Below are 22719 nucleotides of genomic sequence, written 5' to 3'. Positions count from 1 at the left end.
GGTTGTACGATAAACTAAAGGGAGTGACCTCATGAAAAAATCACTTATAGGAACTATGGTTGCTGTTGCAGCAACTATTATCTTTACAGGAGAGGCAAGCGCAGCCAAACATTCTCAATGGCTTCAAAGTAATAAAACTGAACTTAGCGCACATCGGGGTGCACAAATAATAGCTCCTGAAAATACGGTTGAAGCCATTGCAGCAGCTGGTAAATTGCGCTATGGTTTTGTCGAAATTGATGTTCAACGAACGAAAGATCATCATTACATTTTAATGCATGATAAAACGGTTGATCGCACAACGAATGGTAGTGGACAAGTAAGTAATATGACGCTTGCTGAAATTGAAAAATTAAAGATTGAAGATGATACAGGTCATTTAACCTCTTATAAAGTACCTACATTACAAGAAGCGCTTGAAGAAGCGGACCGTTATGATGTTGGTATCAATTTTGATGGTTCTAAGGGGAATTGGGATGATAAAGATTTTGTAGATGATGTGATTCAACTAGCACAACAAGAAAATGTATATAACCATTCGTTCTTTGTTCTAAGTAATACAGAAATTCGTGAACAATTTAATAAATGGTACCCTGAAGCACCCGTAACTTCCCTTGGGAACGCACTTAAAAATGTTGATACAGATCTTATCGCATTGAAAAAATATAATCAAGCACTCTACTCAGTTTCTATTAATAACATAAACGCGGAAACTGCAGAAAAGATTAAACGTGCTAAACTCAAATTGCATGTCTATGGCGTCAATACAGAAGCACAATATGAAAAAGCTCAAAAATTGCATCCTCGTTTAATCGAAACGGATGTTATTATTCCGTAAGAATCGGATGAGTATAGGAGATAGGTTTTCTGAATGAGCATTATTTCATAAAAAAAGAAGGAATCGTCTTATCGATTCCTTCTTTTTTCTATTCATTTTTAGAGTATTTTATCCTAGTTCATTTTTTATGCTTTTTCAATGTAAAACGTAATCACATCGCCATCTTCTTTTTGCTCCAAGATGTTATGACCACCTGCTTGTGCCCATGCTGCGAAGTCATTTAGTGCGCCTTTATCTGTAACGAAAACTTCTAATACGTCACCTGCTGCTAGTGTATCCATTGCTTTTTTTGTTTTAACGATTGGCATTGGGCATGCTAGGCCTTTTGCGTCTAATGATTTTGTAATATTCATGTGTAATTCCTCTTTTCCTGTTTTTGTGTAAGTGATTTATAGAATCAGCCGTTTGGGACAGCTCTCACGCAGTGTGTGACAATAATATGCTCCAGCAAACTGCGAATTTTAGCGTACAGCACAACGGTTTGGACCGATTTCCATTTCCGTTTGCTCGTCGTTATTTGGTGTTACTTTCCCCATATTTACATGACGAATTTCTTGGTATGCGTTTGGTTGTGGTGGTAAGTTATCTGTTACTAAATGACGGAATTCGTCTGCATCCGAAACATTTAAACCATGATTTTGTGCAAATAAATCGCCTAAACGACGTGCTACTGTACCATCTTCATTCAATTCATCAATAATCATAAAGTGTGCCGGTAAAACGATTAAATCTTCCGCTAATGCACGGTAACGACTATATAATGTTTCGCGTAAATCAGCTACCCAGTCCTCTGCGAGACCAGCTAAATCAGGACGGCCAATTGAATCGATGAATAAAATATCACCTGTTAATAAGAAGCGATGATCGATAACAAACGATGTTGAACCAATTGTATGCCCCGGAGAGTATAGCGCGCCAACTTCGATTTGAGATGCACCAATTTTTACTGTTAGACCATCTTCTAATGCTGTATAGTCGAATACAACTTCTTCCGCATCTTTTTCTGGTAAATAGTAAGTTGCACCAGTTTGTGCTGCAATATGACGACCACCTGAAATATGGTCAGCATGTAAATGTGTATCAAATACATGTTTAATTGTTGCGCCTTTTTCAGCTGCGAAGTTTGTAAACACTTCTGTAAAACGCACTGCATCAATGATTGCTGCCTCGCCACCTGAGATAACCATATACGATAAGCAACCTTTACCTAAACGTACAAATTGATACAATTCGCCACCGTCTGTTAAATCAGCTACTTTAATTGGCTCTAAATACATTGACCAAGATTTCATGCCACCTTGTAAATACGCTACATCAAGGCCTTCTTCTGCTAACATTTCTGCTACCATGATAGAAGAACCTTCTTTTGCGCAGACAACTAAAATGTCTTTATCCGCTGGCAATTTCGGTAAAATTTCTTCTACACCATCTAATAATTCAAAGTATGGAATATTTAAATACTCAAATTTGTGACCTTCAATTTTCCAGTCCGCAAACGCATCTGCATTTCGAACGTCTAAAATAAATAATTCATCATTATTAATTACTTTTTGTGCTACTTGTTGTGCTGTCCATGTTGATACTGTCATCTTTTTACCCCCATAGGTATTATTTTTTTGAAAAAATTTTATAGTTCTTGCGCGGTTTCACCCTGCCATTCACTCATGCCTGGTAAAACATTATATACATTTGTAAAGCCATTTGCTGCAAGTGTTTGTGCGGCTAAATCTGAACGTGTACCTGTACGACAAATAACGTAGATTGCTTCATTTTTATTTAATTCATTCATACGTTCCTCTAACTCACCTAGTGGCATTGATAGCGCCCCTGGAATATGACCAAATGCATATTCAGCTGCTTCGCGAACGTCTAAAATAGTGCCTGTTACATTAGCTAAATCATCATTTGAAGCAGTTTGTGTAAATGTTTTCTCAGTAGCATCTGCTTTTTCTGGGTTGCATTTACGAATATAGTGGAATAATACGTCGCCTTCTTCAATTAGGCCGATATATTGATGGCCTGTTGATTTTGCCCATGCCACTAAATCTGCTTTTGAGCCTTGATCCGTTGCTTGAATTTCTACTACCTGTCCTTCTTGTACTTCTTTTTCAATTGTTTTTTTCGTTTTTACGATTGGCATTGGGCAAGCTAAACCCTTTGCATCTAATTTTACATCTGCATGAATTGTCATAATTTGTTTCCTCCAAGTTAAATAAATAAGTTGACGTTGCCTTGTTCAGCATCCGCTAAATACGCTGCAACACCTGCATACGTAATATCATCTAATAGCTCCTCTTTTTGAAGCCCTAATAAATCCATTGTCATCGTACATGTTACTAATTTAATATCTTGCTCCTGCGCCATTTCAACAAGTTGAGTTAGCGTTAGTGCATTATGCTTTTTCATTACATGTTTAATCATTTTTGGACCCATGCCTAACATTTGCATTTTTGATAAACCAAGCTGCTCTGCTCCGCGCGGCATCATTTTAGCAAACATTTTTTCAAGAAATCCTTTTTTCACCGCTACTGGCTGTTGTTTGCGCAGGGCATTAATACCCCAGAACGTATGAAAAATCGTTACCTCATGGTCGTACGCTGCTGCCCCATTTGCAATAATATAGGCAGCCATTGCCTTATCATAGTCTCCACTAAATAATACGATTGTCGTGCGTTTCTTTTCCATTAAGTCCTCCATTAATTACCCATATAGGTATTTTTTTATTGAAAAATAAAGAGCTGTGATACAGCAATTTATTTGTTTTTTCATTTTTATTTTGTGATATCTTACAAGCTCTATATTAATACCCTATTAGGTATATGTCAACGAATATTATTTATTTTCTTTGAAACACTGTAAATAAAGACTTTTAAAACATTATATACATTGATATCTTCTTATATATATAGGGGTATATGTATTTTTTCATAAAAAAAGTATCTAATTTTCATTAGATACTTAAAGTTTTCTCTAGCTCATTACAGCTGTTTTTAATTTATCAAGTGCCGTTCGCTTAATTCGTGATACATGCATTTGTGAAATACCTAGCTGCTTACCAATTTCAATTTGTGTCATATTTGCCATAAATGTTAGCTCAATAACATCCCGTTCCCGGTGATCTAGTACTTGAATGCTTGCTTGAACAGCCATCATTTTCTCCAAATAATCAAAGTTTTCATCCACCGATCCTACTACATCAAAAAAAGTTCGATCCCTATCCTCACTGTCCACATCCATAGGTACATCTAATGATAACGTATTGTAGCTTGTCATCATTTCCATCGTTTCAAGCACTTCTTCTAAACTTGTATCTAAAGCTTGTGCAATTTCTAAAATCGATGGGGAACGCTGTAAAGTAGTCGTTAACTCTGCTACCTTACGTTTAATTTTAGGTCCTAATTCTTTTACCCTACGTGGTACGTGCACATCCCATGTCGTATCCCGAATATACCGCTTGATTTCACCTAAAATCGTCGGGATTGCAAATGCTTCAAAGCTACGTTGAATGGATACATCAAAGCGACGTATCGCTTTTAATAAGCCAATAACCCCTACCTGAAATAAATCTTCTTGTTGCGCATAGTTTTTCACATATCGATTTGTGATGGAATAAATTAATGATTTGTAATTAAGTACTAACTGCGTTTGCGCATCCTCGTCACGATTTTGCTGATACTGCTGAATCCACTGATGTACTTGCTCTTTTGATGCATACTTTGTTGTCATCGATATACACCTACTTTTCATTGGTATGAAGCATTCACACAAAAAACAACATACTACAATAAGGACCTTCTCTCACTTTTCTACCCATTAAGTGTAAAAAGAAATCTTTATTTCTGTAAAATAGTGTAAAAGTGGGAGTGCTCAGGCATATGGTTGCATAAACCAAATCCTTTTTATGGAAAATTATCCGTTGTTAAAACGGGTATACAATAAAAAAGGAGGGAGCGGAATGCCGAGATTCGGTTTAGCAATTAACGCATCAAATGTGACCCAATCTGCCGCATTTTTTTGTGAGGTTTTAGGCTATGAAGTGGAGACAAGCGTTGGAGATTGGTATCGTTCACTTGCGCGCGCTGACATGCAGCAAATGGCCATTGATTTTGTACAGAAAGACCATGAAAGCTTACTTAAACGTCAATTCCAAGACCCAGCAGGATTTTTACTTGCCTATATTGTTGAAGATATTCAGCAAATGTATAAGAAAAATGTAGTGAGCCATTCGCATATGACCATGCGCCACCAATAAAAATACTCATAATATCTCCTCCTAATAAAAAAACGCCCTAATCGAAAAATCGATTAGGACGAATCGTATCGTGGTACCACCTAAATTTACTAGTTGCATCTGCAGCTAGTCTCTATCAGTACGTGTTCATACTGCTCCTGTTGTAACGAGTGGCTTCTCGCTGCAGCCTACTTTCATTTCGGTGCAGGGCTCCAAGGTCATATTCATTCTCCGTCATACGCTTCATTTCCACCAGCAGAAGCTCTCTTTACTATGCGACAAGAATTACTCTTCCTTTTCTTCGCCTGAATATTTTACACGTATGAGCATATCATTTTTTAAATTGTTTGACAATTAAAACAATAAGCATTGCCTTCAACCTCCATTTGAGTTAACATTAATTAAAATAAAGTTAACTCAAATAGAGGTGCAAAAAAATGTATCAATTACGCGGACACCATATTTTTTGTATGGTCGGCTATCAAGGAGTTGGGTATTCTAAGGAATACGCGGATAATATGACAGCTGTTCATAATAAATTACAGCAACAACCCCAAAAATTAGTTCAACTGATTAGTGGCCCTGATATGCTCTGTGCAAAATTCCCATGTTATCAGGAAAATCATTGTCATGAAAAAAGAATTTATGCGCAAGATGCGGCTATTTTAGATTTCCTCGGTCTACAAGTTGGGCAAATTGTGTCCTGGGCGACGATTGAGCAACGCTTAAAAATTTATGCAAAGCCTAATAGCATTCAAACACTTTGTGGGCATTGTACATGGCGAAAATTTGGCTATTGTGAGCAAGGTTTTAAACATTTACTCGATGGGCACGGGCTCCAGGATGTGAAGTTTTCACCATAGGCTTTCAACTGTTTCACATCCATTAGAAGATACATGATAAAAAAAGAATCCATATAACACGAAAACAATTAAAAAACTAAAGAAAATAGGCCAGCCAATTGTATGAAAAACAAATGCTTCAAACTGCAGCATCGCCAGTAAATAAAATTGGAAGCCAAACATTTTTTTGCGCATTCGCAAGCGAAATGTTGTTGTCCCACAACGAGGACAGGGTGTTTTTCCCTTCCACATTTTTTTACGTAAATAACGCTCGGAAAGCTCCTCCCCACATGATGGACAGTAAATCGTTTGTTTCACACGTCTTAGTAAATAAATATAGACGATGTGACTTAAAAAAATAAGCACAACGATAGCGTACCACCAGTTAAACGCGACTGTAGCGCCCGTATGTAACGTTGTCGTAAAAGTCGGCAGTAATAGTACAAAAAATAACAAGGCTGTCGCTACCCATGCGACACTGATAAGCATTGGTTTTCGAGAGGGTTTCGTCACCGTTTGCGTTTCTCGCACGATGCGTTCAATCTCTTGTTCCGTTAGCATAATAGGCTTCAATTCCGCTTCGAGTTGCTTCTTCATCTATCGCCACCTCCAATTTCTCCTTTAAATGCATGCGTGCCCGCTGTAATCGACTGCGCACCGCCGAGGACGTAATCGACAAACAGGAAGCAATTTCAGGCGTTGTCCATTCCTCAAAATAATGTAAAATAATCACTTCACGCTCTTTAAATGTGAGGGTATGTATCGCGCCAATCAGATTTTCTGTGCGTTCTTTTTGTAGTAGTCTTCGTTCGGGTGTCCTAAAATCGACTTTCTCTGTCATCGGCTCATACCATTTTTTCTGCTTACGTAACAAATCATGACATACATTCACCGTCATCCGCACTAAATACGTTTTAAGCTGACTTTCCGCACGAAACTGGTCCACCTTCTTCAAACGCTTTAGCCATACTTGCTGGACAACATCTTTTGCGAGCTCGCGGTCCTTAACATACAAATACGCAACCTGATGTAAATAGCTACTGTATAGCCGTATTTCCTGTTCCATTTCTTTGCCCCCTTTACTTATAGACGTAGTAGCTGCCAAAAACGTCCCATTTTCTTTTAAAATAAATGAAGAAAATAGAGAGATGGACTAATATAATGTTATCTTTACTAACCCCTGACTTACAGCAAAAAGGAGCTCGGATATTTATCCAAACTCCTAAAAACCCTAATGAGACTCTACACGTTCGACTGCGCGGAACAAGCGCAAATCTAATTTAGCAGTCATAACACCTATAAGCATAAAGGCCGCTCCTATATAGCCTTGCATCGTTAAAACTTCGTGTAAGAAAATGAAGGAAAAGGCAATCGTAAATACGGGCTCTAATGAGAAAATAAGTCCCGTTCGAAGCGGTGTTGTATATTGCTGCGCGACCGTTTGTCCAATAAAACCACACGCACTGCACAAAATACCTAAAGCAAGTACCGCTACCCAAGCAGTTGATGTTTCTGGTAGTTTAGGTGTTTCAAATAAAAATGCGATGACGAGTCCCCAAAGCGCTGTAAATGCAAGCTGCCAAATGCCAAGTGCAAGCGCATCACTCTGCGTTGCGACACGATCAGTCACTAATATGTACAATGCGTATAATAGCGCACCAATAATAATGAATAAATCCCCCATGCGAATACCGAATCCATGTGTCATCGTCATCAAGCAAATACCGATAAAAGATAGCACAACGCCAAATAACACATGCCGTTCTGGACGTTTTTTATAAAATAACGCTAATAATAACGGCACAAATACGACCGCAAGACTAAATAAAAAGCCTGCATTCGATGCCGAAGTAGATTTGACACCAATGGTTACCACAATCAATGAAGCAAACAATAAAGTGCCAAGTAAAAAGGCATGTTTCAGCATAAGCCATGTCGTTTTGCGCATCCGTTTATAAAAAACAACTGCTGCTAATATAAAGGCAATACCAAAACGCAATGCTAATAAATTGCTCGGTTCAATTGACCCTAAGCCCATTTTAATAAATAAATACGAGGCGCCCCAAAATAATGTCACAACGACCATAATCAAATCGCCACGCATTTGCAACGTCGAGGTACGTTCTTTTGTCTCGTGCATTTTGTATCACCTATCTTTCAAAATTATATAAAACTTATTATAATAGCCTTATACATATAAGAAAAATGAATGTTTTTGACGATTTACATGAAAAAAATTCACGTAAGGAGAAATGGTCATGTCTCTAGCAAAATTTGAAATTATTAGTACAATTATTGAGTTAGGAAGCTTTGCAAAAGCTGGCGACAAACTTGGACTTACGCAGTCTGCCGTTAGCCATGCTGTCTCTAGTTTAGAAAAGGAATACGGCTTTTCGTTATTAACTCGCGGCCGTGCGGGTATTCATTTAACAACAAACGGCGAACGTATGCTTAGCTATATGCAAGCCATGCTCAAAACACAAAAAGAAATGGCACAAGAAATCGCCAACATTAACGGCCTTATCGTTGGTGAAGTACGCATCGGGACTTTTTCAAGTGTATCTTCGCAGTGGCTACCAGAAATCTTACAGCAGTTCACCGAACTCTACCCTAATATTGATATTCAACTCTACGAGGGAGATTATGACGCCATTGAGTCGTGGATTGCGAATGGCTATGTCGATTTCGGTTTTGTATCACTCCCTACTTCCTATCAATTGGATGTTATTCCGCTTAAAAAAGATCGCATGGTCTGTTTTGTGGAGGAGCATCATCCGTTTACAAAACTTGATGCCGTCACATGGGCTGATATTAAAGAACAGCCATTTATTCGTGCGAAAAAGGGTAGTGACAACGATTTACGACGGATTTTAAAGCAACAACAAATCATCCCCAATGTCCGCTTTGAACTAGCAGATGACCAAGCCATCTTTTCAATGGTATCGCATGGTATGGGCATTAGTGTGCTTTCAGAATTAGCGATGTTCCGTATCCCTGAAAATATTCATATTATTAAATTAGAACCTGAGGAATACCGTACAATAGGCATTGCAGCACCTTCCTTTAAAACGATTGCACCCGCTACAAAACGCTTTATTTCCTACTTACAACAATATGTCGACCAAAAATAGCTTCTGCATTAAAAAGACACCTCCAAAAATTTGGAGGTGTCTTTTTCATCTTTTATTACCGATAGACACGTAAAACATCCGCATAAGATTGACGCTTTTCGATACGTTTAGAACTACGCTCAGCAAGCGGATTATTCGTTTTTTGTTCGTATTCCTTTGTTTTTTCATCCTGTTTTTGTACATCTTTCAAATGATTCATCAGAACTTTCTTTTCGACTGATGACAACGAACTTTTTGAAATCGTTGATAATAAATGCATAACCGTCATGTCTACATCCGATTTTGTACGCGCCATCCGCATCATTATTTCCATCATACGTCGCTTTCGCATCATTTTTTCAACCACAATCATTTTATCTAGTGTATGGAAACGTAAATATACAATCTTGCTTGCAGTTAATGCTTTGTCCGCCGTAAATTTTGCATAGATTGTCTGTACACGCTTATCTATTGTTGCACCTTTTTATAAAACGGAGGACGACAACGTGTTGTACATTTGCTTTTGCCTAAGATTATAGACAATAGCTGAAAACGTTTGACTTTTTGTCTGGGGATTAATGTATTTTTTCATTACAGCAAGCATCGCTTGTTCCACAAAAATTGAATGAATGACCATAACATTCTCTCCTATCACTTTTTATCGAAACAAACCTCTTTTTTGTAAAATAATTGCTAGAAAATCCCGAATATCAAAAACATGTCTTTCCTCATTGTTTTTAACTTCTTTTTAACCTTAAGTATATCTTTTTAATTATATCAATATTAAAAATAAGTTAAATTTAATTTCACAATAGTTAAATAGATATAAAAATAGACTTTATGAACTAGGTTATTTTATTTTTTTTGGGTCATTTATAGTAAAAAGCAAACAAGGACGGTGAGCACATGAAAAAATTAAGCTATACTCTTCTCTCTTGTATGTTATTAGCAGGATGTGCGGGAGAAGAGGCGCAACCCGTAACAAAAGCACATGAAAAAATAACGATTGCAACACCTTCAAAAAAATCTGTAGAACCTATTTCACAAGTAAAAATCCCTGAAAAACTCATCGCACTTACATTTAATGGACTTGCAGATGATGGCAAAATGGACCAATTACTCACTGAATTAAAAGCGAATAATATAACAGCAACTTTCTTTATTCCTGGTATTGAAGTTGCTGAACGCCCTGATCTTGTGAAACGAATTTTAGCAGATGGTCATGATGTGGAAAATAACACGTTAAACTTTGTCATGCCTGAGAAATTAACTTATGAAGAAGCGTACTTAGAAATTTCCCTTGCTAATAAAGTAATGAAGGATAAATTAGGTATCGAACCAAATTTAGTTCGTTCTCGTTCTGGAGATTCAAGTAGCAATTTCGAACAAGCAGCTGCTGAACTCGGCATGCAAGTTGTTACGAATAATATCAATCCAAAAGACGGTGACCTGCAAAGCGCTGAAGAAATCACAAAATATGCGAAGCGCTGGGCAAAAAGTGGCTCGATTCTTGAACTGAATACGTATTTAAATGATGAGGTCATTCGTGCCATACCGATGCTTAAAAAAATGTTCGCCAAACAAGGCTATGAAATGACCACCATAAAAGAAGCGATGAAGCATGTATATTTAACCGACAACTATAAAACAAACAATTTAGATTATGCAGAAGATTATAAAGATGTTCAGCCCAACATTGTCAAACGCTTCAAAACAAATGGCAAAAAAGAACTCGCGATTACATTTGATGACTGGAGCAGTGAGGAAACCCTTACAAAGGTGCTCAATATTTTACGAGAGCATCACGTAAAAGCGACCTTTTTCTTAATTGGAAACGGTGTTCATACTTCGCCGCAACTTGCTAAACAAATTGTGGACCAAGGACATGAAGTAGCAAATCACTCTTATGCCCATGACGATTCCACTACTCTTACGCCTAAACGCTTACAAGAATCCGTTATAAAAACTGACAAAGCCATCTCTTATGCAATTCAAAAGCCAGGAAATCGTATGTATCGTCCACCTTATGGTTCAATCGACAATAAAAGTGCACAGGCGATTACTGCAAGGGGTATGGATTACATTATTTTATATGATGTCGCATCTTTTGACTGGGACATGACGCGTTCATCAAAAAAAGTATTAAATACGGTACTCGATAAAGGGCAGCCAGGTAGTATTCTTGGCATGCATATTCTAGACGACTCCCATATCTTAACTGTGTTACCAACAATTTTAGAGACTTACGAAGAACGAGGCTATCAATTCCGTTTAGTCTCGGATATGTTAGAAGACTATGACTATTACACGAATGAAGGTGACGATAGATGATACAAGAAGTATTAACATTGGTGAAAAAAGACCGACGTAAATTATCTAATATTCCAGACCCACATCAAATACGCCATCAAGTCGACCGACGTGGTATTTCAGCAAATGATTTAGACGCAAATGAGCAATACGTACAGCGCCAGCAAGGTCAACGTTATGTTAGCAATTTTCCAGTAAAACTACTCTCTACAAAAGAAGCGGCCCAAACCGTCACTTGTTTAGACATTTCTAATAAAGGCATGCTTGTACGTTCAGATGAGCCCATTCATACTGAGCAAGCAGTAACCCTGAAATTTAAAATAGATGGTGGCGTTATGCCAGAGGGTTACGAGGCACGTGTAAGCATCCGGGCTACACCTATTCGTGCTTACGAGGAAGATGGTGACTACTACCAAGCTTTTGAATTTGAACAACCACTAAACCGTTACATGAAAAAAAGACGCTGGGGATTATCCATTTTTGCTGCAAGTTTATTTTTACTATTCTGTGCTGTCATCGTGCTCCTAATGCGTACGGAAAGTGTATTGTATTTTAAATTCAATAAATTCCTTTATTTATATAGTTTAATTGCTGCAACGTTTTTATTAAGTCGTTATGTATTTGGGCTCTTTTACCGAAATGTTCCGATCAATCCACATTATGAACCGGGTGTCACCATTATTATTCCAGCCTTTAATGAGGAACAGTGGATTCACCGCACAATTGCTACATGTGTCGACCAGGATTATCCGATTGATAAATTAGAAATTATCGTTGTTGATGACTGCTCGACAGATGAGACATTCCGTAATGCTCAGCTCACGATTCAAGAATTAGCAAGAGACGGTGAGCGCTTTCAAATTGCAGAACGCCTACAATTGATTCGTCTAGCGCAAAATAGTGGCAAACGCGAAGCACTCGTTGCCGGCGTTGAAAAAGCAAAGCATGAACTGATTGTTTTCGTCGATTCAGATAGCTTTTTAGAACCAAATGCCATTCGTAATATCGTACAGCCATTCCAAGACCCTAAAATGGGTGGCGTTTCTGGTCGTACAGAAGTCGAAAATAAATATACAAATACGATGACAAAGTTACAAACCGTGCGTTACTACATCGCTTTCCGCATTATGAAAGCGGCCGAGTCATATTTCGATGTCGTTACATGTCTCTCAGGCCCTCTATCCTGCTATCGTAAAGATTTAATTGAGAAGCATCAGAAGGCTTGGTTAAAGCAACAATTTTTAGGCCACCCCGCTACCTTTGGCGATGATCGTAGTATGACAAACTATATTTTAAAAACACATCGTACTGCTTATCAAGATGCGGCGATTTGTTCAACAATTGTGCCATCTCAATTTAATGTATTTTTAAAGCAACAAATGCGCTGGAAACGTTCTTGGCTACGTGAATCGCTACGCGCACTAACGTTTATGTGGAAAAAAGAGCCGCTCATGTTCCTGTTCTTTATCGTCGGCTTGATTGTCCCGATTGCGGCACCTATTGTCGTTGTCTACAATTTAATTTATGTCCCAATTGCACACCAGGTTTTCCCTACTACTTTCGTTGTGGGACTCACAGTTATGGCACTACTCCTAAGCTTTGCCCATCTGTTATTCCGTAAAAGTACACTTTGGTTACATGGTTTAACATTCGTATTATTTTATGAGTTCGTACTACTTTGGCAAATGCCAATTGCTTGGTTTACTTTCTGGAAATCTACATGGGGAACGCGCGATACCCCACAAGATTTAGAGGAACGTCGTTTAAAAGAAGAACGAAAAATGCGTCGTGCGGCACTAAAGCGAGGAGGTCGTCTAGATGGCGAAAAATAAGGAATTAAATGTCAAAGCAAAAAATCGTCATAAGGTCATCCGTACAATTTTAGAAGTCATTGCGATTATTGCTGCTGGCTTTTTTGTCATCAAATCGGTGTTCTTTCTTTATCATTATGAAGAACCAAAAGCAGCTGCAAATGATGCAAAAGGCTTTGTTGCTATCTCGTACTTTGGTGTAGATCGTAGCGGCTCAACAAAACACATTGGACGTGAGCAATTAAACAAACAACTTAACATATTAAAGGAACAAGGCTTTACAACAATTTCACAGCAACAAATTATTGATTTTTATAACAAAGGAACACCGCTTCCTGAAAAAGCGCTGTTCTTATCGTTTGAAGATGGGCGTACCGATTCAAGTATTTTCTCACAAGCTACCCTCGAAGAGTTAAATTTCAAAGCAACGATGTTTACGTATGCCGATAATATGCAAAGTAAGGACAATAAATTTCTAACAACAAAAGATATTCAAGCGATGGTTGACAGTGGCTACTGGGAGCATGGCACAAATGGTAATCACCTTTCGTACATTAATGCCTATGCTCCAAATGGTAACTACCTCGGTGAGATTGCTGAAAAGAATGTTACAGATAAAACAAAAATCGAATACTACAACCACTTTTTAATGGATTATTTACGCGATGAGTATATGATTCCAAAAGAAACAAATGAAGAAATGGACATGCGTTTGACAAATGAGTATACAAAGATGAAAAAGCTCTATACGCAAGATGGTGGCGCGCTACCAAAAGCCTATGCCATTATGCACTCAAATGCTATGTACAATATGATGGATGACAGTGTTGAGAAGGTGAATGAACGTAATATTCAACATCTCTTCTCCCTACATTTCAATACAAACTACCAAAGCTATAACGACGCCGAACAAAATATTTACAATCTAAATCGCCTTCAAATTGCACCATTCTGGTCAACAAACCACATGCTATTAAAAATGAAAGATGAATCTGATTTGGACATTAAAATGGTCACTGGGAACAAAAAGCTTGCAAATGATTGGATTGTCGAACAAGGTTATGGTGAATTTACAAAACAACAAATTATTTTAACCTCTGAGGCGAGTAAAGAGGTTTCCGCAACATTAACGAAAAAATGGCCCGCACAGTCGATTGTCGAAGCAGATTTTAATGGGGCTATTATGGGCACACAAAGCATGACATTATCCGACGGTGTAGTAAAAGCTAAAATTAGCTTACAAAAAAATAAACTACTCATTGCAACAGAAAATGGCTACAAAAAAACCAGCTTCAAAAAATCAACTTACCAGAAATTGATTGGAAAAATGAAAATTACGCCTTTGGTAAAGCAACCAATTATACGTATCTTGAAACGCAGCAAGGTTCTCGTGTCAATTCCGAGACGTATCCAAATAATATAATGAATGATCGCTATGTACGCGTTCAGGCAGTGAAAAACAAGCTTTTAATTACGGTCGATGACAAACATTACGAAGCTAAGTTACCAAAAGAATTAGCTGATTTTGCGCTCATATTATCTGGAGAGCACTTAACAAGTGATAGCGAGAAAGAACAATATACAGATACACGCTACGATGCCTTTTTTGAAGATGTAATCGTTTCCAAAAACCGCGAAATTTTATACTCAACACGCGCTTCTGTCGCTGAACGTGTTCGTGATAGTGCGAAAAAACAATATGATAATGTTGTCGATTTCTTTATTCAAACATTTTAATGGAGGTGTAGCAACAGGATGAAGAAATTATTTGTAGCCACTTTAATTATCATCATGCTGCTAGGCTTCTATCTTTATAGCCAAAACAAAGCCACTAAGTCAACAGCTTCTTCTAGTATGTGGCTTGTTGATTGGCAGCCCGAAGCCGGACTTCAAGATGCACAAAAGCTAGGAGATGCGCTCGGCAGCGTGTCATTATTCGGTATCTATTACAATAAAGAACATACTAGTTTCCTACCGGCTTCTTCTAAAAAATTAATTATGGATTCAAAGCATTTACATGCAAAACGTTATTTAACCGTTGTGAATGATCAAATTCAAGGCAAGAAAGAATTAAAATCCATGGCAGTCATCAATAGCATGTTGGATAACCCAAAAAAGCATCAGCAACAGCTCATTCATCTAACAAAACAAGCACAGGTCGATGGGCTCGAACTAGATTATGAAAATATTCCAGCCGACAAAGAAGCACAGTATCTTCAATTTATAAAAGACTTACAGCAGCAACTAGATGATGAAGAAATAGCCTTACGTGTCGTCATTGAGCCAACATTTAAGGCGCCTCTACCGGCCAATACCCAATTTATTATTATGGCCTATAATCTTCATGGTCCGCATAATGATGCCGGTCCAAAAGCAAATTTTGAGTTTTTAGATACACTCGCAAAACGGTTTCCAAATGACGCAAAAAACATCACCATCGCCTTTTCACTTGGTGGCTTCCGTTTCACACAAGATGGTGTAAAAAGTTTAACGGATAAAGAGATCGCAGCACTTGATACATCTAAAGCAAAACGTGATTCAGCGAGTGCCGCCATGTCATTTACAAATGAAGATGGTAGTGAAGTATGGTACAGCGACACAGAAACACTTAAACAATGGCGTGATTATATGCAGAAAAAGAACTATACGTATTTTGCCTATTGGCGTGCAGGCGGTATAGCTGAAAAAACGCTAACAATGCTCAAAGACGACTAATTATTAATGGAGGTGTAGAGAATGCCACACAAAATTGCCATAGTTGGTTTAGGATATGTCGGATTGCCACTGGCTGTTGAATTATCACATGCTTATGATGTAATAGGCTTTGATATCCAACGTGAAAAAATCGCTCTTTACAAAGAAGGCATCGATCCTACAAAAGAAATCGGGAATGAAAAACTTCAAGCAGCTGCTGTACAATTCACATATGACGAAACATTATTAACTTCTTGTAATATGTATATCGTGACGGTTCCTACACCGATTCATTTAGATAAAACACCTAATCTTGAGCCACTCATTGGCGCTTGTGAAATCATTAGTCGTCACTTATGTAAGGGGGATATTGTCGTTTTTGAATCGACGGTTTACCCTGGTACAACAGAAGAAATTTGTGTACCTATTTTAGAAGCACAATCAAATTTACAGTTTGAACAGGACTTTGCAGTTGGTTATTCGCCAGAACGTATCAATCCTGGTGACAAAAATAATAGCTTACGAACCATTTTAAAAATTGTTTCCGCTTCTGATGAAGCAGCACTCACTGTGTTACAAGAGATTTACGGTTCCATCATTGATGCAGGTCTTCATATTGCGCCGTCGATTCGTGTAGCAGAGGCAGCCAAGATTATTGAAAATGCACAGCGTGATATTAACATCGCTTTTATGAATGAATTATCGATGATTTTCAATAAAATGAATATCGATACAAATGAAGTGCTCGAAGCGGCTGGAACGAAGTGGAATTTCCTCCCCTTTACACCAGGGCTTGTAGGAGGGCACTGCATCGGTGTCGATCCATATTATTTTCTCTACAAAGCGGAAGTACTCGGATGCAAATCAAAAATTATCGCCGCAGGACGTCAAGTCAACGACGGCCTCGCCCATTACATTGTCGAAAATTTCACCAAGCAATTCTTCACAAAATACCCGCAAAAAACGACGCGTAAGGTGGGTGTACTGGGCGTTACGTTTAAAGAAAATTGTCCCGATACGCGCAATTCGAAAGTCATCGATATTATTACAGAGCTACAGCAATATGGTTTCGATTTACACATTTATGATCCGTATGCCGATGCAAAAGAAACCGTATGTGAATACGGCATTGAGCTTTGTTCATTCGACGACCTCCAAAAATTAGATGCGCTTATCGTTGCGGTGAAACATGATGTGTTCTTAGAAGCCTTCCCAGTAGAGACATTACACACCCATTTTTCAGCAGACAGTAAGCTCTTATTTGATTTAAAACATTTATATAATCGGCACGATTTAACTGTCCAAGATTTTGATGTTTGGAGCTTATAAACAAAAAAACGACTTCTCTTTTGAGAAGTCGTTTTAAATGTCTGGTATATAAGAACATTTTATAGAATTGCCTTCATTATACGTGATGAAAGCTGTTGTTGCAATGCTATTTGTTTTTCAAGCGATAAATCACGAGGGAAATGAGCGTAAAAACGACGATTGCGAAGATGACATACCCTGTACTTTGTGCCATTGTTAGAATAGCGCCATTGACCTTATATTGTCCACCAAAGGCGAGCATATACGACTCCTTGTTCGCCGTCATATTACCAAAAACCGTTGGCAATGTTGGCTCCATAAACAATTGACGCAGTAACACTGTCGTATGACTAATCGGGAAAATTTCAACCACTTTTTGTACAAAGACGGGTAGCACACCCATTGGCACATACACGCCACACAAAAAGCCAATCATTGTACTAACAATTGATGCAAAGGCCGAAAATGTACCCGAATTTTTAATAATTAATGTGAAGAAAAACATCATAACACTGCTCAAAAAGACTGCTAATACAAGAACACCTAATACTTTTAACAAGCTCGTGAAACTTAGCCATTCACCACCAGTAGCTACGAGAAAAATTTCACAGCCAATAAAAGCAATCAATGTCATGAACAGTCCAATTTGAAAAGCACTTAACATATAGCTAAACTGAATCGTATGACGTGACATCGGCGTCGTCAAAAAATCATATAATATTTTGCGCTCGTTATCTTGAACATATAAACTATATGCCCCAAGTGTCGATGTGACGGGAATAATCGATAATACGCCCGCAATCATCCATTCATTCACAAGTGTTTTAATCGCCGCATTTTGCTTCGCCATTTCAGCAATAGAATCTACTTGTAGCTTCTGCAAAAAAATCGCATACAGTCCAATTAAAATAATAATCGATAGCACAGAGAAAAAAACTTGCATCCGGTTGCGGAAAAACATCTTATTGTTACGAATAACAAAGTTTGCTAAAGCACTCATACGCGTCTCTCCTCATTCAGGCGAATAAAGACATCGTCAAGCGATCCTTTAATAACCTCAAAAGATGCGATATATGGGCGCAACTTCAGTAGCAGTGGCAGGGCATCTCGTGTATCCTCAAGTTGAAAATAATAGCGTTCTCCTATTTTTGTAGCATGTAGCTCTGCGGGCAGTTCGGCATCCTCTTTTAATACAATAATTAATTTATCCGCTGCATAGGCTGCCTTTAAGCTTTCTGGTGAGCCCTCTGCAACAATAGTGCCTTCTTTCATAATGATAATTTTATCAGCCACCGCCGCTTCTTCCATATAATGTGTCGTTAAAAAAATCGTCATATTCGTTTCCTGACAAAGTGTTCGTACCGCATTCCAAACGAAGCGACGCGTTTGCGGATCTAAGCCGGTTGTCGGCTCATCTAAAAATAAAATATGTGGTCGATGAATCAATGCACGCGCAATATCTGCACGACGACGTTGCCCACCTGATAACTTCTCATAACGCTTATGTGCAATATCATCTAGCTTTAAATAATGATTCACGAATGCATAATTTTCTTCAAATTCCTTTTTCGATTGTTGATAAAAGCGACCTCGGTGACGAATGTTTTCATATACCGTTAAATAGTCATCCAGCAAATTTTGTTGAAACACAATGCCAATAGAACGGCGAATATGCTCATTTCCTTTCAATGTACCAAGAGAGTGTCCTGCAACCGTTACTTCACCAGTTGTCGCCTGACGTAATGTACATAAAATTTCAATTGTCATCGATTTTCCCGCACCATTTGCTCCTAAAAAAGCGAAAAAAGCGCCTTCTTCTACCGTAAATGAAATATCATTAACCGCGACTTTGTCGTTGTACGTTTTCACTAAATTCGTCACTTCAATCGCATTCATAAACATACCTCCTATTTTTTACGGATGAATTCATTCACCTCATACACTTGTCGCTTCAAGGATTGATATTGGAATAGCCAAATCAAGCTATAAATAACGACAAAATAGAATGTTAAAAAGCCGAAAGATAGCCAAGTAAACACATACCAATGACCAATATAACCAGCAACTAATACGCTCATATAGGTCGCTATAAAATGAAGGATTAGTGCAACAATCATTGGGAAACGTTCCATCATAAAAATATGTGTAAACAAGCCAATAAAGGCACCCATCATCGAGGAGATGAGTAATTGTTGACGTAAATTTTCAATAGAGATACTCCCAGTTGTCGTGAGCGCGATAATAATCGTACAAATCGTCATGCCAATCATTGCACCTGTAATCGCATTTAATAAAAATCTCATTGTGCGCCCCTCCCTATACCTAGTTTTTCCTTGAGCGGCTTTAGAAATTTGCGACTAATCGGAATTTCCACACCATTTGATAACACTACTTGCGTCGTTCCTAATGCTTTTAACTGCAATGATTGAATATGATTAATTTGAACAAGTGTCGATTTATTCACACGAATCAATTGTTTTTCAAATTGTTCCTCTAGCTCATACAATTTCAGCTTCGCACGATATTCTTCTTCCTCCGTTTGAATAAAAACTTTCGCTTCTTCTACAAAGATAGAAAATACCTCCTCAATTTTAATGAGGTGAATATCCTCCTCTATATACCCAACAACAGTCGTTGCACGCTGTTGCTTTAAGCCCTTCATTAACATTTCGACACGCTCGTCATATTGCGCGGTATAAACATGGACATCTAACCCCTTGTGCGCGGGTTCAATGTGTAAATGAATGTTCATATCATCCTCCTGCATCTACTATAACTCCCTTCTTTCTCCTATTTCTAAAATCCATTGTATGTGGTCGTTTTTCTAACCTAACACGTCACTTTTTTTAATTAAGTGGCACAAAAAAAACGCAACCTTATTTAGTAAAGTTGCGCAAACAATGTAATAAAACCAGATATTACGCCCGTCACAAGTGTCAACACCGAGTAGCCAATCATTTCTCCCGTAGTCATTAACTGTTTCGCACGACAATAAATGAGTAGTCCACAAACACCGATAAACGTCGCAAAGGTTAGCAAAGTTAGCATCGACGTTACGATCTCTGCTGAGGAGCCTGTCATCTTATTCATCAAATACATATTTGTAAACGCGAACATTAAGCCAAGCACGCTAAGTGTATAGACATAGAGTCCATTTGCCACAAAGCATCGCCCCCTTTGCTATTTGATACCCCATTTAAAATTGTTAAACGCATCATCTTCACATTGACGTAAAGCACCGCAAGTAACAGCACAAAAACAACTGGTGTCAAAACCATCTCTGCAGGTGTAATACCAACTACCCCCATTGTAACGACGAAAGCACCGACAATTAACATCAGCGTTGCTAGAAAGTTAGCTGTCTTTTCTGGATCCTTTGCACGCTTAATTTGCACACCTGCTAGTAGCTGCCAAAGCTTTTTCACACCGATTAAATAGCCGCACACAATCATTACTACACCAAATACGAGTAACTCAATTGTCATATCCTCACCTCACTGTTACACTTATTATAAAACAAAGTTAGAAAATAATGGGATTAAAAGAAATAAACGGGCTTCCCCTATATAAGGACGGTATCATATGATTCACATAGAACTCGAAAAACAGTTAGCAAAAAAACAATTGAAATCACAAGATTTAGCACAAATTATCGGCATGACAAACGCTAATCTATCCCATTTAAAAACAGGTAAAGCGAAAGCGATTCGTTTTTCAACATTAATCGCACTCTGTCAGGCACTCGACTGTCAGCCAGGTGATTTATTACACTATGTACCAGACGACACAGATTTTTAAGCACCCCAAAACAGCGCTCATCCCATACGGTCGACGCTGTTAGGTATTGCATGGCACACTATTTTCCTCCTTGCCGTAAACTTCTATACCACAAACGATTCGATAGGCAATTTTTCTTTTAAAATAACACTGAAATATGGTTTCCATTTTAATTCTAGTAATTGCACAGTGTCTCCATGAATAACTTCGAATGCAAAACGCTTTTTATTGATTTCATTATCTAAAATAATAAAACGTTGAATTTATTTAAATTCAAATGACCCTATTATTCGATTTTCTTGTTCAATTTGAATATGAATTAAACTCTTGTCAACATATAATGTAAATGTATCGTTCTCTTCGCCTTTTGCAACTTGATACGTCACTACTTTTTTATCCGCTTTTCACCACTAAAAAAAGCCACGCCAATGCGTGACTACTCCCTAATCGAATTGCAATGTTGCTACCTTATCTAGCAATTCTTTTGCTTCCTGCAGTTCTAGCGTCAAATGACAATTCTGTTCACGACTCGATGTTGCAAGCCAGTCTGCCCCGTTGTCACGGAAAAAAGATAAATCTTCAGGAAAGTTTGGTTGCTGCCATGCATAAAGCGAGGATACGGCTTGCTGTAACACTTTCTTCGCGGCATCATCAGTATGATAATAATATACATATGCTGTTTCGCCATCTAGAATAGTGCTCGCCCATTCTGATTTTTCGACTTTCTGAATCAATGATGGCTCTAATTTTTTTAAAATTGCTTTAGCAGACTGCGCTACCGCAACTTCTTTACGAATGACTAAGTGAAATTTCGCACTTTTTTTACATGCCGCTTCAATAAATGATTGATATGCGTCACCCGTCACATCATTATGTAATTCAAATTCCATGTTATTCACCCTTCCACTTGACTGAAAATTTTAATAATTACAATTATAAAATATTATACAGCGAAAAACTACCGAGCAATGGACCTAAAAAAACAGCTGGCTAATAAATCGTCAGCTGTTTTACATCCTCATGACAACTTGAAAAAATAGTCGATAATGGTAAGCCCATAATTTCGGTATCGCGTATAAACGCTTCACAATTCGACGTGCGCATCGAGCGGTCAATTTCCTGTGTGCCAACGATTTCTACAAGTACAAAGCCACCATTCCGCTGCGCAATATAATAATGTGCATTTTGGAATATGAAGCCAATTTCGCGACCTCGCTTTAATTGCACATCAAGCTCTTGCATATTCATTGAACATCACCCCTTTCATAATAAATAACCGTTTTCTACCATTTGTAATCCTTTTCCTACTAATCTTTAAAGGAATTTCTTTATCAGTAAGCATCACCATTTCTAACATGATAGACTTAGAAGGAATATGCTGCAAAGGAGGCGACATCTTGGTTGAATTTTTTCTTACGATTATTGGTCTCTTCATCGGTATCGCATTTTTTCTTTATATCGGACGACGCCTACAGAACCGTATGAACAAGCGTATGACAATGGGTATTGCGATTAGCTATTTTACAGCAGGGATTGTCTGTATGCTTCTTAGCTTTTTTATTCCCTCGCTATTTCCGCTTTTATTTTGTGGATTTCCAGTCGCAGTATGTGGTATTTTATCAGTTGTTCGTGTCCATATGACGATTGATTTTTAACTAAAAAAGAACCTCTTCCATTACACAGAAGAGGTTCTTTTTATCATTTCTTCGCAGAATACCGCTCCCTCAAGGAACGTAGTGAGTAGGGAGGGGATGAATGCGAACCCAATGATTCTGCCAGTACTAATTTGCTGAAAAGA

At 38.1% G+C, this 22719-nt stretch carries 29 protein-coding genes and 1 other annotated feature; of the genes, 12 read left to right on the top strand and 17 right to left on the bottom strand.

Annotated features, from left to right (window positions below; translation table 11 throughout):
* Window positions 1-31: 31 nt before the first annotated feature.
* Window positions 32-838, top strand: a complete 807-nt coding sequence (locus ACFSY7_RS16865; protein ID WP_380148796.1) for a glycerophosphodiester phosphodiesterase — start codon at window positions 32-34, stop codon at window positions 836-838.
* Window positions 839-963: 125 nt separating this feature from the next.
* On the opposite strand, the gene ACFSY7_RS16860 is transcribed toward ACFSY7_RS16865, so the two are convergent.
* From ACFSY7_RS16860 to sigB, 5 genes are all read right to left on the bottom strand, one after another.
* Entirely contained in the window at window positions 964-1191 is a 228-nt protein-coding gene (locus ACFSY7_RS16860; RefSeq protein ID WP_126991753.1) for a sulfurtransferase TusA family protein, read from the bottom strand.
* Window positions 1192-1299: 108 nt separating this feature from the next.
* Window positions 1300-2427: an MBL fold metallo-hydrolase gene (locus tag ACFSY7_RS16855; protein WP_380148795.1), complete on the bottom strand. Its 1128-nt coding sequence runs from the start codon at window positions 2425-2427 to the stop codon at window positions 1300-1302.
* 38 nt (window positions 2428-2465) lie between these two features.
* The gene (locus ACFSY7_RS16850) at window positions 2466-3029 is read right to left on the bottom strand and encodes a sulfurtransferase TusA family protein (RefSeq protein ID WP_380148794.1); all 564 of its coding nucleotides are present in this window, start codon (window positions 3027-3029) and stop codon (window positions 2466-2468) included.
* A 17-nt stretch (window positions 3030-3046) separates the two neighbouring features.
* Window positions 3047-3523 carry a DsrE/DsrF/DrsH-like family protein gene (locus ACFSY7_RS16845; protein ID WP_126991750.1) on the bottom strand — a complete coding sequence of 159 codons (477 nt, stop codon included), beginning with the start codon at window positions 3521-3523 and terminating at the stop codon, window positions 3047-3049.
* A 285-nt stretch (window positions 3524-3808) separates the two neighbouring features.
* Entirely contained in the window at window positions 3809-4564 is a 756-nt protein-coding gene (sigB, locus tag ACFSY7_RS16840) for an RNA polymerase sigma factor SigB (protein WP_380148792.1), read from the bottom strand.
* Window positions 4565-4793: 229 nt separating this feature from the next.
* Between sigB and ACFSY7_RS16835 the strand changes: the two genes are divergently transcribed.
* Window positions 4794-5090, top strand: coding sequence for a hypothetical protein (locus ACFSY7_RS16835; protein ID WP_380148791.1), 297 nt, complete (start codon window positions 4794-4796; stop codon window positions 5088-5090).
* 51 nt (window positions 5091-5141) lie between these two features.
* Window positions 5142-5380 (bottom strand) — a binding site (T-box leader).
* A 126-nt stretch (window positions 5381-5506) separates the two neighbouring features.
* Window positions 5507-5932: a DUF1284 domain-containing protein gene (locus ACFSY7_RS16830; RefSeq protein WP_126991745.1), complete on the top strand. Its 426-nt coding sequence runs from the start codon at window positions 5507-5509 to the stop codon at window positions 5930-5932.
* Here the strand turns inward: ACFSY7_RS16830 and ACFSY7_RS16825 are convergent.
* From ACFSY7_RS16825 to ACFSY7_RS16815, 3 genes are all read right to left on the bottom strand, one after another.
* Window positions 5924-6508 carry a hypothetical protein gene (locus ACFSY7_RS16825; protein WP_380148790.1) on the bottom strand — a complete coding sequence of 195 codons (585 nt, stop codon included), beginning with the start codon at window positions 6506-6508 and terminating at the stop codon, window positions 5924-5926. The two genes, ACFSY7_RS16830 and ACFSY7_RS16825, sit on opposite strands and share 9 nt — an antisense overlap.
* Window positions 6450-6977 (bottom strand): RNA polymerase sigma factor, encoded by a 528-nt coding sequence (locus tag ACFSY7_RS16820; RefSeq protein ID WP_380148789.1) that lies wholly within the window; start codon window positions 6975-6977, stop codon window positions 6450-6452. The genes ACFSY7_RS16825 and ACFSY7_RS16820 overlap by 59 nt, the downstream gene beginning before the upstream one ends.
* 165 nt (window positions 6978-7142) lie before the next feature.
* Window positions 7143-8051 carry a DMT family transporter gene (locus ACFSY7_RS16815; protein WP_380148788.1) on the bottom strand — a complete coding sequence of 303 codons (909 nt, stop codon included), beginning with the start codon at window positions 8049-8051 and terminating at the stop codon, window positions 7143-7145.
* Between the two features lie 118 nt (window positions 8052-8169).
* On the opposite strand from ACFSY7_RS16815, the gene ACFSY7_RS16810 reads away from it, so the two are divergent.
* On the top strand, window positions 8170-9042 hold the full coding sequence (locus tag ACFSY7_RS16810; RefSeq protein WP_139992999.1) for a LysR family transcriptional regulator: 873 nt from the start codon (window positions 8170-8172) through the stop codon (window positions 9040-9042).
* A 55-nt stretch (window positions 9043-9097) separates the two neighbouring features.
* On the opposite strand, the gene ACFSY7_RS16805 is transcribed toward ACFSY7_RS16810, so the two are convergent.
* Window positions 9098-9394 carry a hypothetical protein gene (locus tag ACFSY7_RS16805; RefSeq protein WP_380148786.1) on the bottom strand — a complete coding sequence of 99 codons (297 nt, stop codon included), beginning with the start codon at window positions 9392-9394 and terminating at the stop codon, window positions 9098-9100.
* 566 nt (window positions 9395-9960) lie between these two features.
* On the opposite strand from ACFSY7_RS16805, the gene ACFSY7_RS16800 reads away from it, so the two are divergent.
* From ACFSY7_RS16800 to ACFSY7_RS16775, 6 genes are read left to right on the top strand one after another with little or no spacing between them, the layout of a single operon-like run.
* On the top strand, window positions 9961-11352 hold the full coding sequence (locus ACFSY7_RS16800) for a polysaccharide deacetylase family protein (protein WP_380148784.1): 1392 nt from the start codon (window positions 9961-9963) through the stop codon (window positions 11350-11352).
* The gene (locus tag ACFSY7_RS16795) at window positions 11349-13163 is read left to right on the top strand and encodes a glycosyltransferase family 2 protein (RefSeq protein ID WP_380148783.1); all 1815 of its coding nucleotides are present in this window, start codon (window positions 11349-11351) and stop codon (window positions 13161-13163) included. Before ACFSY7_RS16800 ends, ACFSY7_RS16795 begins: the two co-directional genes overlap by 4 nt.
* Window positions 13150-14565, top strand: a complete 1416-nt coding sequence (locus ACFSY7_RS16790) for a polysaccharide deacetylase (RefSeq protein ID WP_380148781.1) — start codon at window positions 13150-13152, stop codon at window positions 14563-14565. Before ACFSY7_RS16795 ends, ACFSY7_RS16790 begins: the two co-directional genes overlap by 14 nt.
* Entirely contained in the window at window positions 14565-14879 is a 315-nt protein-coding gene (locus ACFSY7_RS16785; protein ID WP_380148780.1) for a hypothetical protein, read from the top strand. Before ACFSY7_RS16790 ends, ACFSY7_RS16785 begins: the two co-directional genes overlap by 1 nt.
* 18 nt (window positions 14880-14897) lie before the next feature.
* Window positions 14898-15857 carry a glycosyl hydrolase family 18 protein gene (locus tag ACFSY7_RS16780; protein WP_380148779.1) on the top strand — a complete coding sequence of 320 codons (960 nt, stop codon included), beginning with the start codon at window positions 14898-14900 and terminating at the stop codon, window positions 15855-15857.
* Between the two features lie 21 nt (window positions 15858-15878).
* Entirely contained in the window at window positions 15879-17165 is a 1287-nt protein-coding gene (locus tag ACFSY7_RS16775) for a nucleotide sugar dehydrogenase (protein ID WP_126991735.1), read from the top strand.
* Window positions 17166-17271: 106 nt separating this feature from the next.
* Here ACFSY7_RS16775 and ACFSY7_RS16770 read toward each other — a convergent pair whose 3' ends face one another.
* The 6 genes from ACFSY7_RS16770 to ACFSY7_RS16745 all read right to left on the bottom strand — a co-directional run bounded on the left by ACFSY7_RS16770 (window position 17272) and on the right by ACFSY7_RS16745 (window position 20629).
* Window positions 17272-18144 (bottom strand): ABC transporter permease, encoded by an 873-nt coding sequence (locus tag ACFSY7_RS16770; protein ID WP_380148778.1) that lies wholly within the window; start codon window positions 18142-18144, stop codon window positions 17272-17274.
* A complete protein-coding gene (locus ACFSY7_RS16765; protein WP_380148777.1) occupies window positions 18141-19040 on the bottom strand; it encodes an ABC transporter ATP-binding protein in 900 nt (299 codons plus the stop codon). The genes ACFSY7_RS16770 and ACFSY7_RS16765 overlap by 4 nt, the downstream gene beginning before the upstream one ends.
* An 11-nt stretch (window positions 19041-19051) precedes the next feature.
* Complete coding sequence (locus ACFSY7_RS16760; protein ID WP_380148776.1) at window positions 19052-19447, bottom strand: DUF3021 domain-containing protein; 396 nt, start codon at window positions 19445-19447, stop codon at window positions 19052-19054.
* Window positions 19444-19896 carry a LytTR family DNA-binding domain-containing protein gene (locus tag ACFSY7_RS16755; RefSeq protein WP_380148774.1) on the bottom strand — a complete coding sequence of 151 codons (453 nt, stop codon included), beginning with the start codon at window positions 19894-19896 and terminating at the stop codon, window positions 19444-19446. Before ACFSY7_RS16755 ends, ACFSY7_RS16760 begins: the two co-directional genes overlap by 4 nt.
* Before the next feature lie 128 nt (window positions 19897-20024).
* A complete protein-coding gene (locus ACFSY7_RS16750) occupies window positions 20025-20306 on the bottom strand; it encodes a hypothetical protein (protein WP_126991730.1) in 282 nt (93 codons plus the stop codon).
* The gene (locus tag ACFSY7_RS16745) at window positions 20261-20629 is read right to left on the bottom strand and encodes a DUF3784 domain-containing protein (protein ID WP_380148772.1); all 369 of its coding nucleotides are present in this window, start codon (window positions 20627-20629) and stop codon (window positions 20261-20263) included. The genes ACFSY7_RS16750 and ACFSY7_RS16745 overlap by 46 nt, the downstream gene beginning before the upstream one ends.
* 97 nt (window positions 20630-20726) lie before the next feature.
* On the opposite strand from ACFSY7_RS16745, the gene ACFSY7_RS16740 reads away from it, so the two are divergent.
* Complete coding sequence (locus ACFSY7_RS16740; protein WP_126991728.1) at window positions 20727-20942, top strand: helix-turn-helix domain-containing protein; 216 nt, start codon at window positions 20727-20729, stop codon at window positions 20940-20942.
* 422 nt (window positions 20943-21364) lie between these two features.
* Here ACFSY7_RS16740 and ACFSY7_RS16735 read toward each other — a convergent pair whose 3' ends face one another.
* Together ACFSY7_RS16735 and ACFSY7_RS16730 are read right to left on the bottom strand one after the other, a co-directional pair.
* Window positions 21365-21811 (bottom strand): stage III sporulation protein AH, encoded by a 447-nt coding sequence (locus ACFSY7_RS16735; protein ID WP_380148769.1) that lies wholly within the window; start codon window positions 21809-21811, stop codon window positions 21365-21367.
* 100 nt (window positions 21812-21911) lie between these two features.
* Window positions 21912-22169: a hypothetical protein gene (locus tag ACFSY7_RS16730; protein WP_126991726.1), complete on the bottom strand. Its 258-nt coding sequence runs from the start codon at window positions 22167-22169 to the stop codon at window positions 21912-21914.
* Window positions 22170-22318: 149 nt separating this feature from the next.
* Between ACFSY7_RS16730 and ACFSY7_RS16725 the strand changes: the two genes are divergently transcribed.
* Complete coding sequence (locus tag ACFSY7_RS16725) at window positions 22319-22576, top strand: hypothetical protein (protein WP_139993025.1); 258 nt, start codon at window positions 22319-22321, stop codon at window positions 22574-22576.
* Window positions 22577-22719 lie beyond the last annotated feature (143 nt).

The organism is Kurthia populi (assembly GCF_042686175.1).
Classification (GTDB): Bacteria; Bacillota; Bacilli; order Bacillales_A; family Planococcaceae; genus Kurthia; species Kurthia populi.
The sequence above is the reverse complement of the archived record's forward strand: the minus strand, read 5'-3'. Positions and strand labels throughout refer to the sequence as shown.